Annotated in this window: 14 protein-coding genes; 10 read left to right on the forward strand and 4 right to left on the reverse strand. The window is 68.1% G+C overall.

Translation table 11 applies throughout. From position 1 onward, the window contains the following. Positions 1–5 precede the first annotated feature (5 nt). Together AC0CH8_RS02020 and AC0CH8_RS02025 are read left to right on the forward strand one after the other, a co-directional pair. Positions 6–731 carry a DsbA family protein gene (locus tag AC0CH8_RS02020; protein ID WP_465238470.1) on the forward strand — a complete coding sequence of 242 codons (726 nt, stop codon included), beginning with the start codon at positions 6–8 and terminating at the stop codon, positions 729–731. Positions 732–870: 139 nt separating this feature from the next. After that, the gene (locus AC0CH8_RS02025; RefSeq protein WP_465238471.1) at positions 871–4,260 is read left to right on the forward strand and encodes a chromosome segregation SMC family protein; all 3,390 of its coding nucleotides are present in this window, start codon (positions 871–873) and stop codon (positions 4,258–4,260) included. Positions 4,261–4,398: 138 nt separating this feature from the next. Here the strand turns inward: AC0CH8_RS02025 and AC0CH8_RS02030 are convergent, their stop codons facing one another. Next, positions 4,399–5,145, reverse strand: coding sequence for a hypothetical protein (locus tag AC0CH8_RS02030; RefSeq protein WP_465238472.1), 747 nt, complete (start codon positions 5,143–5,145; stop codon positions 4,399–4,401). 145 nt (positions 5,146–5,290) lie between these two features. Here AC0CH8_RS02030 and AC0CH8_RS02035 point away from each other — a divergent pair, with 145 nt between their 5' ends. Further along, positions 5,291–5,575 (forward strand): CsbD family protein, encoded by a 285-nt coding sequence (locus AC0CH8_RS02035; protein WP_204199257.1) that lies wholly within the window; start codon positions 5,291–5,293, stop codon positions 5,573–5,575. 112 nt (positions 5,576–5,687) lie between these two features. Further along, complete coding sequence (locus AC0CH8_RS02040; protein WP_465238473.1) at positions 5,688–6,935, forward strand: putative DNA modification/repair radical SAM protein; 1,248 nt, start codon at positions 5,688–5,690, stop codon at positions 6,933–6,935. Here AC0CH8_RS02040 and AC0CH8_RS02045 read toward each other — a convergent pair. After that, the gene (locus AC0CH8_RS02045) at positions 6,883–8,304 is read right to left on the reverse strand and encodes a glycosyltransferase (RefSeq protein ID WP_465238474.1); all 1,422 of its coding nucleotides are present in this window, start codon (positions 8,302–8,304) and stop codon (positions 6,883–6,885) included. The genes AC0CH8_RS02040 and AC0CH8_RS02045 overlap by 53 nt on opposite strands. Positions 8,305–8,353: 49 nt before the next feature. On the opposite strand from AC0CH8_RS02045, the gene AC0CH8_RS02050 reads away from it, so the two are divergent. Next, complete coding sequence (locus AC0CH8_RS02050) at positions 8,354–9,739, forward strand: UdgX family uracil-DNA binding protein (protein WP_465238475.1); 1,386 nt, start codon at positions 8,354–8,356, stop codon at positions 9,737–9,739. Positions 9,740–9,828: 89 nt separating this feature from the next. Here AC0CH8_RS02050 and AC0CH8_RS02055 read toward each other — a convergent pair whose 3' ends face one another. After that, on the reverse strand, positions 9,829–10,641 hold the full coding sequence (locus AC0CH8_RS02055) for an aldo/keto reductase (protein ID WP_465238476.1): 813 nt from the start codon (positions 10,639–10,641) through the stop codon (positions 9,829–9,831). A 72-nt stretch (positions 10,642–10,713) separates the two neighbouring features. On the opposite strand from AC0CH8_RS02055, the gene AC0CH8_RS02060 reads away from it, so the two are divergent. Then, positions 10,714–11,349, forward strand: a complete 636-nt coding sequence (locus AC0CH8_RS02060) for a DedA family protein (protein ID WP_465238477.1) — start codon at positions 10,714–10,716, stop codon at positions 11,347–11,349. Between the two features lie 1,090 nt (positions 11,350–12,439). On the opposite strand, the gene AC0CH8_RS02065 is transcribed toward AC0CH8_RS02060, so the two are convergent. Continuing rightward, positions 12,440–13,321 carry a cold-shock protein gene (locus AC0CH8_RS02065; protein ID WP_465238478.1) on the reverse strand — a complete coding sequence of 294 codons (882 nt, stop codon included), beginning with the start codon at positions 13,319–13,321 and terminating at the stop codon, positions 12,440–12,442. A 245-nt stretch (positions 13,322–13,566) separates the two neighbouring features. On the opposite strand from AC0CH8_RS02065, the gene AC0CH8_RS02070 reads away from it, so the two are divergent. The 4 genes from AC0CH8_RS02070 (at position 13,567) to lptB (ending at position 16,270) form a co-directional block, all read left to right on the forward strand. After that, entirely contained in the window at positions 13,567–14,187 is a 621-nt protein-coding gene (locus AC0CH8_RS02070) for a ribonuclease D (protein WP_204199251.1), read from the forward strand. Further along, a complete protein-coding gene (lptC, locus tag AC0CH8_RS02075) occupies positions 14,180–14,830 on the forward strand; it encodes an LPS export ABC transporter periplasmic protein LptC (protein ID WP_465238479.1) in 651 nt (216 codons plus the stop codon). Before AC0CH8_RS02070 ends, lptC begins: the two co-directional genes overlap by 8 nt. 5 nt (positions 14,831–14,835) lie before the next feature. Further along, positions 14,836–15,375, forward strand: a complete 540-nt coding sequence (locus AC0CH8_RS02080) for an LptA/OstA family protein (protein ID WP_204199249.1) — start codon at positions 14,836–14,838, stop codon at positions 15,373–15,375. 115 nt (positions 15,376–15,490) lie between these two features. After that, positions 15,491–16,270, forward strand: a complete 780-nt coding sequence (gene lptB, locus AC0CH8_RS02085) for an LPS export ABC transporter ATP-binding protein (protein WP_204199248.1) — start codon at positions 15,491–15,493, stop codon at positions 16,268–16,270. The last annotated feature ends 1 nt before the right edge of the window (position 16,271 follow it).

Consider the following 16,271-nt stretch of genomic DNA (forward strand, 5'->3'; position numbering starts at 1 on the left):
ACCCCATGAAGCTCGCGTTCCTTCTTCCGCTCCTCGCACTGGCGGCCTGTTCGGGTCAGGGCAGCGGCGGCAATTCCACCAATGCCGCCCCCGTCGCCGCGCAGGCCGCGCCGAACGGCGGCGACTGGACGCAGACGGTCGCGAAAACCGACGAGGGCATGGTGATCGGTAATCCGAACGCACCGATCAAGCTGGTCGAATACGGATCGCGACTGTGCCCGGCGTGCAAGGGACTGGCGGACGAGGCGTACACGCCGCTGATCGGCACGCACGTCAAGTCGGGCAAAGTCAGCTTCGAGTTCCGCGAATTCCTGATCCACGGCGCGGCCGACCTGCCGCCGGCGTTGCTGGGCGCGTGCGGCGGCACCGCGACCTTCTTCCCGGTGCTGGAGCAGATGTACGCCAATCAGGAAGCCTTCACCAGCAAGTGGCAGACGATGCCCGCCGACGTGCAGCAGCGCATCCAGGCCGCGCCGCCCGCACAGGCGATCCTGCTGTTCGCCGAACAGATGGGCATCATCGACTTCATGAAGCAGCGCGGCCTGCCCGAGGCGAAGGCGCGCGCGTGCCTGACCGATATGGGCCGGATCGACGCGCTGACGAAGCAGACCCAGACCAAGGGCCAGGACGGCACGGTGTCGGGCACGCCGACGCTGCTGATCAACGGCGAAAAGATCGACGGCATCACCTGGACCTCGCTGGAAAAGGCGTTGAAGGCCGCGGGGACGTAAGTTCCCGATCCTCCCCTGCAAGGGGAGGTGGCAGGCCAAAGGCCTGACGGAGGGGTGTCTTCGCTGATGGTGGCACCCCTCCGGCGCTCCGCGCCACCTCCCCGTGCCGAGAAGGATTCAGTAGGAGAAAGGCCACCGGATGCGCATCAAGCGGCTGCGGCTGGCCGGCTTCAAGAGCTTCGTCGAACCCGCAGACCTCGTCATCCGCGAGGGGCTGACCGGCGTCGTCGGTCCCAATGGCTGCGGCAAGTCCAACCTGCTGGAGGCGCTGCGCTGGGCGATGGGCGAGGGCAGCGCGAAGTCGCTGCGCGGCGCGGGCATGGACGACGTGATCTTCGCCGGCACCGCGACCCGCCCACCGCGTGACTTCGCGGAAGTGTCGATCCTCCTCGACACCGCCGACGACACCGAGACGGAAGTGGTGCGCCGGATCGAACGCGGCGCGGGCTCCGCCTACCGGATCGACGGGCGCGACGTACGCGCCAGGGATGTCGGGCTGCTGTTCGCGGACGCCGCGACGGGCGCCCATTCCCCCGCGCTCGTCAGCCAGAACCGCATCGGTGCGGTGATCGCCGCCAAGCCCGCCGACCGTCGCCAGATGCTGGAGGAGGCGGCGGGCATCGCCGGGCTCCACGTCCGTCGCCGCGATGCCGAAATGCGGCTGCGCGCAACCGAGACCAACCTCGCGCGGCTCGACGAGGTGCTCGCCGATCAGGGCGCACGGGTCGCGTCGTTGCGACGGCAGGCGCGTGCGGCGGAACGCTATCGTGACCTGTCCGACCGCATCCGGCTGGCGGAGGCGCGGATGATCTACGCCCGCTGGCGCGATGCCAAGCAGGCGGCGGACGCAGCCAAGGCCGATGCCGAAGCCTGCGAAGCCGCGGTCCAGACCGCGACGGATGCCGAAGCGGCGGCCGCGGCACTTCAGCATGAGGCAGCGGAGGCCGTCGCGACCGCACGCGCCGACGCCCTCGTCGCGCGCGACCGTGCCAGCGAGGCGGGACATGAACTGGCGGCACTCAGGACGGAGGCGGCCGGCGCAACGCGGCGGCTGACCGAACTGGAAACGGCGCTGGTGGGGATCGCCGACGATCGCACGCGCGAGGGATCGTTGGCGACCGATGCAGCGGCGGCGCTGGAGGCGCTGGCGGTCGAGGGCAAGCGCCTCGACGCGGCGATCGTCGCGGCGGAGGCGCAGGTGCCGGTGCTGGAGGCGGCGCTGGCCGAGGCGGAGCGAGCCGGTCGCGATGCGGAGGTCGCGCTGGCGCAGGCGATGAGCGCACGTGCAAGCGAAGCGGCCGAAGCCCGCGTCGCCGCCGCGGCCCTCGCCGCCGCGACCACCCGTCTCGATCGGGCGGCCCGCGAGGTGGCCGAGGTGACGGGGGCGCTTGGGTCGTTGCCGCGCCTCGAACCGCTGGAGGCGGAACGGGCGGCGGCGGCGGCACGTCGCGCGCGGGCACTGATCCAGGCAGACGCGGCGCGGATGGCGATTGCCGATGCGGAGGGAAGCGAGCGCACAGCCTTGGCAAAGCGCGACACGGCGGAGGCGACGCGCGCGACGGCCCGTGCGGAGCTGGCCGCAATCGACAGTGAGATCGCGGTGTTGGAGCGGACGACGAAGCGCGGTGGAGCCGAGCGGCTGGTCGATCGATGCACCCCCCGGCCCGGTTATGAGCGCGCGCTGGCGGCGGCGCTGGGAGACGATCTGGAGGTCGGGCCCGAGGCATGGGCCGGGGCGGCGGTGGAGGCGGGCGATCCTGCACCGATCGCGGGGGCGGACGTGCTGGCAAACCATGTCGCGGCCCCCGACCTGCTGGCACGACGACTGGCGCAGGTGTTCGTCGTGGATGCGGATGCCGGACAAAAGCTCGCGGTCGGTCAACGGCTGGTCACCCGCGGTGGCGCGCTGCGGCGGTGGGACGGGTTCCACACCGCGCAGGCGGGCGGTGCGACGGCGGAGCGACTGGAGCGGCGTAATCGCCTGACAATGCTGACCGCGGCCCGACCGGCAGCGGCGGCGGCGGTCGCAACGGCCGAGGCGGCACGCGCGGCGATCGACGTGGCGATGGCGGAGGCACGGACCAGCGCAGCCGAGGCGCGGGCGCGACTCGCGCGCGCCGAGACCGAGGTGCGGGACGTCCAGCGCTCGGAAGACTCGGCGACCACGCAGGCGGAGCGGTTGGCCGGGCGGCGCGCCGATCTGGACACCCGTGCCACGCGACTGGGACGTGAACACGACGAGGCGGAGACGGAACGTGCCCGTGCCGCCGCAGCGATGGCGGCGTTGCCGGACGGATCGGCCAGCGCCGCCCGCGCGGAAACCCTATCGCGGGAGGCGGGCGAGCGGCGGCTGGCGATCGCCGAAGCGCGAGCGGCCCGGTCGGGACTCGATCGTACCGTCGCGGCGGACCGGGAACGGCGCGCAGCGGCGCAGGCGGAGGTGAAATCCTGGCGGACGCGCGCGGGCGAGGCGGCGAAACGGATCGCGGCGATGGCGGTGCGTGAAGAGGCGATTCGGCAGGAGCGCGATGCGCTGGCACCCCACCCTGCCCTGCTTGCGGTGCGGATCGCCGAAATTGCGACGGAGCATGATGCCGCCCGCACCGCGCTCGACTCGCTGACCGCTACCGAGCGTGAGGCGGACCATGCGGTGCGGGCGGCGGAGGCACGGCACCGTATGGCGCTGGAGACGCTGGGTCAGGCACGTGAGGCAAGGGCGGGCGCGGTCGCACGGGTCGAGAATCAGGAACTGCGCCGTGTCGAGATGGGGCGGTTGCCCGGCGAGCGGTTCGGCTGCCCGGCGCCGGTGCTGCCCGAACGGCTGAACTTCGTCGGCGGCGAGGTGCGCTCGCCCGCCGACGAGTCGCGAACGCATGAGAAGCTGTCGGCGGAACGCGAGCGGATCGGGCCCGTGAACCTCGTCGCCGAACGCGAGCTGGCGGAGGTGGAGTCGTCGAGTACCACGATCGCCGCCGAGCGCGCCGAACTGGGCGAGGCGGTGGCGGCCCTGCGCGGGTCGATCCAGACGCTGAACCGCGAAGGTCGTCAGCGCCTGCGTGCTGCGTTCGAGGCGGTGGACGGCCATTTCCGCCGATTGTTCGCTACCTTGTTCGATGGCGGCGCGGCGCATCTGGAACTGGTTGATTCGGACGATCCGCTGGAGGCGGGACTGGAGATCATGGCGCAACCGCCGGGGAAGCGGCTGCAATCGCTGACCCTGTTGTCCGGCGGAGAGCAGGCGCTGACCGCGGTGGCGCTGATCTTCGCGTTGTTCCTGACCAATCCGGCACCGATCTGCGTGCTGGACGAAGTTGACGCGCCGCTGGACGATGCAAATATCGAGCGCTTCTGTGACCTTCTCGACCGGATGACGCAGGAAACCGCGACCCGCTATCTGATCGTCACGCACAATGCCGTGACGATGAGCCGCATGCACCGGCTGTTCGGCGTGACGATGATCGAACTCGGCGTCAGCCGGCTGGTGTCGGTCGATCTTCAGGCCGCGGAAACGCTGGTCGCTGCCGAATAAGGCGGATGTGCCGCATTGCAGCACCATACCGACATAATACCGCAATGATCCGCGGCCAGAGGGATCGGGCCGGGCCTCCTCCCCCTGTGTCCGGCACCCGAACTACGGGGCAGTCGCGATCCCGCGGCTGCCCTTTTTTCAGAACGTGAAACTGACGCCGCCGACCGCGCTGTGATTGCGGATGTTCAGGTCGACGCGGATGTCGCCGGTGGTGCCGGTCTGGCCCGCGATCTCGCCACCGATCCGTCCGGCGATGGCGTCCGCGGCGACGCGCGTGTAGCGATATTCCGCGAACACGCCGAGCCAGCGCGTCAGCATCAGCTTCGCACCGCCGCCCGCACGCAGGCCCCAGTTCCCGCCGATATCACTGTCCGTGATGAGATACGCCGGCCCCGCGAACGCATAGGGCTCGATCCCGCCGGCGGGTACGCGCACCATCGCCAGTGCGGCGATGGTCGCGGTCATCGGCACGGTCAGACGCGGAATATCCACCGCAATCGAGCGACCGGGGTCGATCACGACCTCCTCCCCGAACAATCGCTCGTCGAGCCGCAGGTTCGCGGTGGCGCGGATCGTCTGCCGCTTGACGTCCGGGTCCAGCGTGGCGACGTCGACTGCGACCCCGAACGCGCCGAACCAGTGACCGACGCGCGCGCCGTAGATGTCGGATCGGGTCGGCCGCAGCGTCTCGATCTCGACGCGCAGGTCCGCCGGCACGATCTGGCCGTTGATCCGGGCCTCGTCGGCGGTCAGCGTGGCGGCGGTTTTCTCCGGCCACGCACGACCGGCGAAGACATCCACGAACGTCTGTGCATCCGCGCTGCCCGCCACCGCCGCGCCGCTCACCATCATCATCGCCGCCAAAGCCGCGCGCGCGTTCCACATTCCCGTCGGCCCCTTTTCGAATTCCGACCCAAATCACGGATCGGCGGGATGTTCCGGCCGGATTGTCGTGGAGGATCGTTGCGGGGGCGGCACTTTCCGGCGTGCCGGCCGTTCAGGGCGCGTCATTTCCAACAAAGGACCGATCATGAACGCGACCACTTTCGAAGGCGACACGCAGAAGCTGACCGGCAACGTCAAGGAAGGCGTCGGCGCGGCCCTGGGCAACGACTCGCTGCGCAGCGAGGGCGTCGCCGATCAGGTCGTCGGTTCGGCGAAGCAGGCGGCAGGCGTGGCGCGCGACGCGATCGCCAACCCCGGCCCGGTCGTCGAGAAGGCCAAGAGCTTCGCCAAGGAGCGTCCCTATGCCGCCGCGGCGCTGGTCGGCGTGGTCGGGCTCGCCATCCTCAACACGCTGCGCGGCAAGCGCTAAGTGACGGACGGGGCGGGATTTCCCGCCCCGCTCGGCAACCTGGGTTACCGGTCGCAAGGTTCTTGGCGGCATCGACTTGTGACCGGGGCGCCGGGAACGTATGTCGAACGCGATGGCGCAACTCGACACCCAGCAAAAGCTCGAGATTTTGGCCGATGCGGCGAAATATGATGCATCCTGTGCGTCGTCGGGCACGGCCAAGCGCAACAGCCGCGATGGGAAGGGTATTGGGTCCACCGAGGGGCACGGCATCTGTCACGCCTACGCACCGGACGGGCGCTGCATCTCGCTGTTAAAGATCCTGCTGACGAATAGCTGCATCTTCGACTGTCATTACTGCATCAATCGCAAGAGCTCCAACGTCCGCCGTGCGCGTTTTACCGCGCAGGAGGTCGTCAATCTGACGCTCGCCTTTTATCGCCGTAATTATATCGAGGGCTTGTTCCTGTCGTCGGGGATCATCCGCTCGTCCAACTATACGATGGAGCAGATGGTCGAGGTCGCGCGGTCGCTGCGCGAGGATCATCATTTCCGCGGCTACATCCATCTGAAGACGATTCCGGATGCCGATTTCGAACTGGTGCATCAGGCGGGACTGTACGCGGACCGCGTATCGATCAACGTCGAACTTCCGACCGTCGGCGGGCTGAAGCGGCTCGCCCCCGAAAAGGACGGCGCTCGGATCGAGGGTGCGATGCGCGACGTGAAGGCATCGATCGCCGACACGGGCGATGCGCGCAAGAAGTACAAATCGGCGCCCAAGTTTGCGCCGGCCGGCCAGTCGACGCAGATGATCGTAGGGGCGGATTCCGCCACGGACGGCGATATCGTCACGCGCGCGTCGAATCTGTACGATCGCTTCGGGCTGCGCCGTGTCTATTACTCGGCATTCAGTCCCATTCCCGACGCCTCGTCGGTGCTGCCGTTGCAACGCCCGCCGCTGATGCGCGAGCATCGTTTGTACCAGTCGGATTGGCTGATGCGCTTCTACGATTTCACGCCGGCCGAGGTCGTGTCCGCCGCGGACGACGCGACGGGCATGCTGCCGCTCGACATCGATCCAAAGCTGGCGTGGGCGCTGAAGTTCCGCGACCGCTTCCCCGTCGACGTGAACCGCGCCCCCCGCGAAATGCTGTTGCGGGTACCGGGGTTGGGCGTGAAGGCGGTCAACGGCATCCTCACCAGCCGGCGCTGGCGAAAGTTGCGGCTGGACGATATCGCGCGGTTGACGGTGTCGGTCGCCAAGCTGCGACCGTTCATCATCGCCGAGGACTGGCGACCGGTGGTGCTCGCCGACCGTGCGGAGATCAGGCCGCTGGTCGCGCCGAAGCGGCAACAGCTGGAGCTGTTCGCCGCCTGAGCCATGCGGCCGCGCCGGCGACCAGTGTCAGCAGCAGGAACGGCGTCACGACATCGCGGTGACGCTCGTCGAACTCGAACCACACGTCGACGAGCAGCATGTGCGCCAGCGCGGCGATCAAAAACGCGACCGGCACGCGGCGCTCGAACCGCAGGACAGCGGCCGTCATCGCCAGCATAGCCGTTTGTGCGGTCTGGGCGAGCGGGAGCAGGGCGGCGGCGAACACGGGTGCGATCGGTGGCTGCATCGCGCTCAGCCGCGACACGCCGCTCTGCGCCAACCCCAACGCGCGGATCGTCTTGGCCAGCGTCAGGCGCATGAATTCGGCCGGATGCGCGATGATCCAGCGTCGTGCCATACCGCCGGCTACGCGGCCGACCTCCAGCTCCGGCAGGCCGTGCAGGATGGCCGGATAGGCCATCCAGCGCCCGGTAGCGTCGGGATTGTTGCCGATCCACAGGCTCAGCCCCGATACGCTGGTCAACGGGACGAACGCGCCGAACAGCGCGCCGTTACGCAGCCACCACGGCAGCATCACCGCCGCCGCAACGCCTGCGGCCGGAGCGCCGACCGCCAGCATCCGCCGCCAGCCGATCCGCGGCCACGCCGCCAGTCCGAACGCCAGCGCGAGCGGTGCCCAACCGGGCTGCGTCAGGGCGAGCAGCCCCGCCGCCACGCCGATCGCCAACGACCGTCGCCACCAGCGCCCCTCCCCCGCCATGCACCACGCCAGCGCCAGCAGGACCGCGAGTGCCACACCCAACCCCTCTTTCTGCGCGAGGGGCGCAGAGAAGAGCGTGGCGGGCCAGATCAGGTAGAGCGCTGCCGTCGCGACGCCGATCCGCCGGTCGGCGACCCGCTCGCCAAGCCGCACGATGGCGGCGGCGGTCAGCAGGTCGATGGCCGTGCACAGGATCAGCAGCGACGGGGTAGAGAACCCCGCGAGCCAACCCCATCCCGCCAGCAGCAGCGGGTACAAAGGCGGGTAGAAGGCGCGGACGGCGATCCCCAGCCACGGGTCGTCGATCGCGAGGCCGCGCCCGGCCAGCCCGTTCTGCGCAAGTTCCACATAGATGGCGGAGTCGCCCGGCGACACGCGATTCGCGGCGAGCAGCGCGCTGCCGATTCGCAACGCCGCGGCGGCGACGGCCAATCCGGCCCATTCCGCACGGGACGGTGGTCGTACGGCGCCGGCGAGGATGCGGCAGGCAAGCCCGGCCCAAGCGAGCGTCAGGACGATTCCGACCAGCGACGCCCCCCAGCGCTCGACCAGCGCCGGCGTCGAAAAGACGCCATAGGCCGCGGCGAGCAACAGCAACGCCGCCGATGCGTTGGTCAACCAGCAGGATCGGGCAAAACGCGTCGTCATCGCGACCCTCGTAGAAGCCACGACTTGCAAAGCGTTTAAGGAGCGGCGGATGCGCGTGGTGACATTGGACCAGCCGGACGATTTCGACGGCTGGCGCGATGCGGCACGGGGGCTTGCGGCCGAGCAGGTGCCGCCCGACGATGTCGTGTGGCAGGTCGGCGATGCGGCCACCGACCTGTTCGCAGGCCAGGCGGAAGCGCGAGCCGTACCGGCGTCGTCCGGCTTCTCGGTGCCGCGGGCCTTTATCGACCTCGCGCGCAGTGTCGTCCTGTCATCCGAACCGGAGCGGTTCGCGCTGCTCTATACGCTGCTCGCCCGACTGCGGACAGAGCCCAAGCTGATCGAGGATCGCGCCGACCCGCTGGTCCGGCGGCTCGACCGCATCGCCAAGGATGTCCGCCGCGACATCCACAAGATGCGCGCCTTTCTGCGCTTTCGCGAAGTCGAGGATGCGGACGGCACGCGCTTTGTCGCATGGTTCGAACCGGACCACCACATCGTCCGCGCCAATGCCGCGTTCTTCGTCAATCGCTTCGCCAGCATGCGCTGGTCGATCCTGACCCCGGAGGTCACGCTGCACTGGGATGGCAAGACGTTGCAGGAGGGTCCGGGCGCGAGCAAGGCCGATGCGCCCGAGGGCGACCCGACCGAGGATGTCTGGAAGACCTATTACGCCAGCATCTTCAACCCGGCGCGTGTCAAGGTCGGCGCGATGCTGCGTGAGATGCCGCGCAAATACTGGAAGAACATGCCCGAAACTCAGTTGGTCCCACAACTGATCGCGGGCGCACAGGCGCGGGAGGCGAAAATGATCGAGACGGCGCGGCAGGATATCGGCGGCAACAGCATGGCGGCGTGGCAGGCGCTGCGCGAGGAAGCCGCAGGCTGCACCCGCTGTCCGCTCTACAAGCCCGCGACACAGACCGTGTTCAGCGAGGGACCGGTCGACGCACCGCTGATGTTCGTGGGCGAACAGCCGGGCGATCAGGAGGATCTGGCAGGCAAGCCCTTCGTCGGCCCGGCGGGGCAGGTGTTCGACCGCGCATTGACGGCGGCGGGGATCGATCGCAGCCGCACCTACGTCACCAATGCGGTCAAGCATTTTAAGTTCGAACAGCGCGGCAAGCGGCGCATCCATTCCAAACCCGGCACCGGCGAGATCGATGCCTGCCGCTGGTGGATTCAACAGGAACAGATGCTCGTGAAGCCGCAGGTGACGGTGGCGCTCGGCGCGACGGCGGCGCGGTCGCTGTTCGGCAAGACGATGACGATCGGTCGTGAACGTGGTCGCGAACTGCGCCTGCCGGATGGGGGCGCGGCGTGGATCACGGTGCATCCGAGCTATCTGCTGCGCCTGCCGGATCCCGCGCAAGCAGAGGAGGAGTTCGGTCGGTTCGTGGAGGATTTGAAGCTGGCGGGCGCGGTGTTGGGTTAAGCGTCATCGGCCGCAATTCAGCCACCCACCCTATTGCACTTGGAAGTGCAAGACCCTCCCTCTCCCAGCAGGAGAGGGGAGCAACACACTCACATCTCGCGTGGATCGGGGCCTAGTCGGCCGTCCTCCGTGTCCATCGCGTCGATCGCGGCGATGTCGTCGTCGTCGAGCGTCAGGTCGGCGGCGGCGAGGTTGTCGCTCAGGTGATCGGGGCTGGACGCCTTGGGGATCACCGAGAACCCCTTGGCTAGATGCCAGGCGAGAACCACCTGCGCGGCCGACCGGCTATGCCTGTCTGCGATCGCGGTGATCGCCGGGTCCGTCAGCAGGTCCTTGCCCTGCCCGATCGGGCTCCAGCTTTGCGTCACGATGCCGTGTTCCGCGTGGTATTCCCGCGCCTCGCGCTGCTGGAACCGGGGATGAAGCTCGATCTGGTTGACCGCGGGGACGACGCCGGTTTCGGACGCGAGCCGCTCCAGATGCTCCGGCAGGAAATTCGATACGCCGATCGAACGTGCCTTGCCCGCCTCACGCAGGGCGATCAGCGCCTGCCATGCTGCGACATAGTCGTCCTCGCGGGGGACGGGCCAGTGGATCAGGTACAGATCGACCGCATCGATGCCCAGCAGCGACAGGCTCTCGTCCAACGCGGCCGTCGCGTCGCTGTGGCGGTCGTTCCACAATTTGGTGGTGATCCACACATCGCCGTCCGGCCCCGTCTCGCCCTTGATCCCGTCGCCGACACCGCGTTCGTTGCCGTAGATCGCCGCAGTGTCGACCAAGCGAAAACCGAGATCGAGCCCCTTGCGCACGACCAGCGCAGCTTGGGGATCGGGAATCTGCCACGTTCCCATGCCGAGTTGGGGCATGATGCGGCCGTCGTTGAGCGTCAGATTGTTCATGCCGGCTCAACCCGTGCCGAACGCGGGCGGTTCCGATTGACCTGAAGCGCCCCGACGCCCTAGCGCGACGGCATGTTCGAGAAGATTCTGGGCGCGCTGGCCGCTTTCGTTATCTGGGTGATTTCCAGCGGAGGCTATATCGGCATCGCCGCGCTGATGGCGATCGAGAGCGCATGCATCCCGCTCCCCTCCGAAATCGTGATGCCGTTCGCGGGATACCTCGTGTCGACCGGTCGGTTCGACCTGTTCTGGGCGGCGACCGCCGGCGCGATCGGATGCAATATCGGCTCGATCGTCGCCTATGAGGTGGGCAAGCGCGGCGGCCGGCCGCTGGCGGAGCGCTGGGGCCGGTACATCCTGATCGGGCATGACGAATTGGATGCCGCCGACCGCTTCTTTGCGAAATGGGGCTCCGCCGCAGTGCTGATCGGACGGCTGCTGCCGGTGATCCGCACCTTCATCGCGTTTCCCGCGGGCGTCGCGCGGATGAAGTTGCTGCCGTTCCACATCTATACGTTCGTCGGATCGTGGCCGTTCTGTTTCTTTCTCGCTTGGATCGGCATGAAGCTGGGCGACCAGTGGAACAGCGATCCGCGCCTGAAGGCCGCGTTCCATCAGGCGGACCTTGCGATCGGGCTGGTGCTGGTGACGCTGGTGGCGCTGTATGTGTGGCACCGGGTGCGCGGCATCCGGAAGAACCAGTCTTAGGGGGTTGCTTCAGGCTGTCGGGTACGGTGACCGCGGCAGGTACGTCGTCACTCTCGACTGGTTCGATACTGGTCGCGTTCGAGCAGGGACGCGGACTTCGCGGGAGCACATGACCAGTTCCCATCTGACGGGAATAATTACCGCCTCGCTCCGTTCCGTTGGCAAGCGTGCCATCAGGAGGCTGAGCGGATAGCGTTTGCTGGACCGCGCCCCCCCGCAACACGTCGCTAATATCCCCTTGGGACAAGTATCGATCCTGTGGCGCCGCGAAGGCGGGACCCAGTACTGGGCTCCCGCCTTCGCGGAGAAAATGGGATTTCGCGCTCGCTCCTCTCCCTGTTCGAAGGGGTAAGTACCCAACACGTTTGGGGTGACGCGGCTGGAGTGAGGAGGCGGGTCGGGCGAGCCACGTCGCGTGAATGTCGATTCGACGTGGATCGTGAGGACTTCCGTCTTTCAGGCTTGTCCCGGCGCTGACCGGACGGAAAAGCCGTAATGTGTGGGTGGTGCGGCCGAGGCCAGAACAGACAGCGTATTACGATGACCACGGCGAGATTCCCGCCGGGATTGCCGTTGATTCATCCTTGATGGCCACCTGTGCGGGCATGATGCTCGACACCACCGTCACTGCCATTCCGTCATACGGGCCAGTCCCGGCATCAACTGTTCCGACGAACCAGCGCGGTCTGGTCGCCCCGGTCGGTGGATGCCCGGACGAACCCTGCACGAAGGACTCCGGTTCGTCGCAACGGGACATGCGAGCCGAATCGCGAACCCGGTGGCAGCGGCGCGGAGCCTCCGATCTGAACGGGCCGCCATTGCACGATGCCCGGCTATCCGCGCGCCAGTTCGGCAGCATCGACACGCCGTTTCGTGGCGAGCGATCACCGGGCTCCGCTCGGCACGAATGAGCGGCATTGGGAGTGCCGTATCGATGCCGCCAACGGGAGCAGCACACCGGGCGCTCACCTTGAACAACGGCGGCGCAGCGATCTCCTGCTCCACCCCCAAACGCACGAACGGCCCGCCCGGCGAATGCCGGACGGGCCGTATCGTTCAGGCCCAACAGGCCGCAATCATAAGATTGCGATCAGCTGCCCTGCGCCAGGTTGACGGCGGCATACTTGCCGCGACGGTCGACCTCGATCTCGAACTGAAGGCGGTCGCCCTCGTTCAGGCTCGACATGCCGGCACGCTCGACGGCCGAGATGTGGACGAACGCATCGGGCTGTCCGTCGTCGCGCTGAATGAAGCCGAAGCCCTTCATCGCGTTGAAGAACTTGACGGTACCCGTCGCCTTCTCGCCAGTCAGCTGACGCTGCGGCGCACCACCGCGGTCGCCGCCTGCACCGCCGAAGCCGCCACGATCGCCACCCGGACGCGGGCCACGGTCGCCGAAGCCACCTTCGCGCGGCTCGCGCGGAGGCGCACGATCGGTGACGGGCATCGGCTCGCCCTCGATCTTCAGCTCGGTCGCCGAAATGCGGCCACCGCGGTCAACCAGGGTGAAGCCGAGCGGCTGACCCTCTGCCAGACCGCTCAGGCCGGCCTGCTCCACGGCGGAGATGTGAACGAACACGTCCTCGCCGCCGTCATCGCGAACGACGAAGCCGAAGCCCTTCTGTCCGTTGAAGAACTTGACCACGCCGGTGCCCTCGCCGACGACCTGCGGGGGCATGCCGCGGCCACCACCGCCGCCACCGCCACCGCCGAAGCCGCCACCGCCGCCGCCGCCGCGGAAACCACCGCCGCCGCCGCCGCCGAAGCCGCCACGATCACCGCCGCCTCCGCCGCCGAAGCTGCTGCCGCCGCCGAAGCCGCCGCCACCGAAGCCGCCGCCGCCGAAGCCGCCGCGATCACCGCCGCCGAAGCTGCTGCCGCCGCCGAATTCCTCGCCGCCGCCACCAAAACCGTCGCGCTTGTCGCGTCCACGCCCGCCGCGATTGCCGCGGCCGCCTTTATCGAAACCCATAAGCCCTGTTCGTCTTCCCGGTTCGCCCGTATGCATCCTCAAGAACCCGAGCGCCGGACGACGAACGAGGGGCCTTAGAGCGCGAAACCTATTGCGCCCACTTCGCGGCATAACCGATTCGCGCGACGCCTGCGAACAAAATCGTCAATTTCGAGGCCGGAGAACGCGTATACTTGCGTTATGTGGCCCGCATGCCGACGTCGCGGCCCATTGAGCGTTCATCCCCCAGCCGCTACGGCATCGATATGACCGTTCATTTCCACGAAGAAGACATTCCCGCCGGCCTGTTCGCCGATGCCGGCAGCATCGCCGTCGATACCGAGACGATGGGACTGATCACGCCGCGCGACCGCCTGTGCGTGGTGCAATTGTCGGACGGTGGCCCCGACGAGCATCTGGTTCGCTTCGGCCCGAACAGCGATTACGCCGCCCCCAATCTCAAGGCGTTGCTGGCGGATACCGGTAAGGTGAAACTCTATCATTTCGGTCGGTTCGATATCGCCGCGCTCCGCCACTATCTCGGTATCGTCGCGGGGCCGGCCTGGGACACGAAGATCGCGTCGCGGCTGATCCGGACCTACACCGACCGCCACGGCCTGAAGGAGCTGGTGCGCGAATTGCTGGGGCAGGAACTGTCGAAGCAGCAGCAATCCTCCGACTGGGGCGGACCGGAACTGTCGGACGCGCAAAAGGAATATGCCGCGTCCGACGTGCGCTATCTGCACCGGCTCCGCGCCGAGCTGGAGAAGCGGCTGGTGCGCGAGGGGCGGATGACGCTGGCGCAGGCGTGTTTCGACTTCCTGCCGATGCGTGCGGAACTCGATCTGGCCGGCTGGCCGGAGCAGGACATCTTCGCGCATGCCTGATCCCCTGCCCCAGCCGGTCCGCCGGGAGCGCACCGCGCGCGAGATTTGGGCCGCGCCGGGCAGCAGCCACGACCGGCTGGTGACGATCGCACGCGTCGGGTTGCCGATGTCGATCGGGGTGCTGGCCGCGTTTCTGGTGATGGCGCCGCTGACCGCGACCGGCGACGTGTCGTTCGTGCTCGACAAGAACAAGGTGGAGGTCGCGACCGAGCGGCTGAAGATTCAGGCCGCGCGCTATAGCGGACAGGACACGAAGGGGCAGCCGTTCCAGCTGACCGCCGGCTCTGCGATCCAGAAAAGCTCCGCCGAACCGATCGTGCGGTTGAACCAATTGAAGGCCGGTATCCAGTTGACCGACGGCCCGGCGCAGGTCGTGGCAAACACCGGCCGCTACGACATGGATACGGAAACCGTGAAGCTGGACGGGCCGATCGCGATGCGCGCGGCGGGCGGCTACGCGCTCGATACGCGCGACGCGACGCTGAACCTGAAGAACCGGCAGATGCAGAGTCAGGGCGGCGTCAGCGGGACTGTGCCGCAGGGGACGTTCCGCGGCGACACGATGCGCGCGGACCTCGAAACCCGGACCGTGACGATCGACGGCAATGCGCGCTTGCGGATCGTGCCGAGAGGGGCGAGATAGCGTCGATGCGCGCCCTGCTTCCGCTCCTGATCCTGTCGTCGTCGCTGATCGTCCCCCCGGCGGGCGCGCAGCAGCGGCACAACACCAACGCGCCGATCGATTTCGGGGCGGACCATATCGAGTTGCAGGACAAGGCGAATCGCGCCGTGCTGTCCGGCAACGTGTCCGTGAAGCAGGCGGAGATGACGCTGAACGCGGCGCGGATGACGGTCGCCTATACGGGACAGGTTGTCGGCGGGAGTCCGCAGGTCTCGCGCCTCGATGCGGCCGGCGGCGTGACGGTGCGGCGACCGGACCAGACCGCCAAGAGCCAGTATGCGATCTACGACCTCAACCGCCGCGTCATCACCATGCTGGGCGCGGTGACGCTGACGCAGGGGACGAACACCGTCAACGGCGGTCGCCTGACGATCAACCTCGACACCGGACGCGCGGTGGTGGACGGATCGTCGGTGGGCGGCAGCAGCGGCGCGCCCGGAACCGGCACGACGCAGCAGCGCGGCGGTCGTGTGACGGGCACCTTCTCCGTCCCCAACCGCAATTGATGCCCCGCCGGGCGCGGAGGGGCTTCCCGTCCGCGTCGGCGTCGGGCATGCACGAACCCTGCCAAGCGGGCGTCCGTTAACGGCCCGGTAACGAAGATTTGCGAGGCACCCGCCGATGGACGTCGCCACCCTGACCCCCGAAATTCCGCAGCCGATCGTGGAAGCCCCCGTATCGGAGGGGTTGCAGGTGGTGTCGATCGCCAAGTCCTACGACAAGCGCATCGTGCTGACCGACGTGTCGGTCTCGGTCGGGCGCGGCGAAGTCGTCGGGCTGCTCGGCCCGAACGGCGCGGGCAAGACCACCTGCTTCTATTCGGTGATGGGGCTGGTGAAGCCCGATTCGGGCCGCATCATGCTCGACGGCGACGACATCACCGGCCTGCCGATGTATCGCCGCGCCATCCTGGGGTTGGGCTATCTGCCGCAGGAAACCTCGATCTTCCGCGGATTGTCGATCGAGAAGAACATCCTGACCGTGCTGGAGCTGTCGGAGCCCGATCCGGCGGCGCGGCAGGCGAAACTGGCTCGACTGCTCGACGAGTTCGGCCTGACGCGGCTGCGCGCGGCGCCCGCGATGGCGCTGTCGGGCGGCGAGCGGCGGCGGGCGGAGATTGCGCGCGCGCTAGCGGCGGAACCGTCGATCATGCTGCTCGACGAGCCGTTCGCGGGCATCGACCCGATCTCCATCGCCGACATCCGCGATCTGGTGAAGGACCTGAAGCGGCGCAGCATCGGCGTGCTCATCACCGATCATAATGTCCGCGAGACGCTGGACATCGTCGACCGCGCCTACATCATCTACGATGGCCGCGTGCTGTTCACCGGGTCGCCCGCCGAACTGGTCGCGGACGCGAACGTGCGTCGCCTGTACCTCGGCGAAGGCTTCTCGCTCTAAT

It is taken from the genome of Sphingomonas sp. AC435, assembly GCF_979253005.1.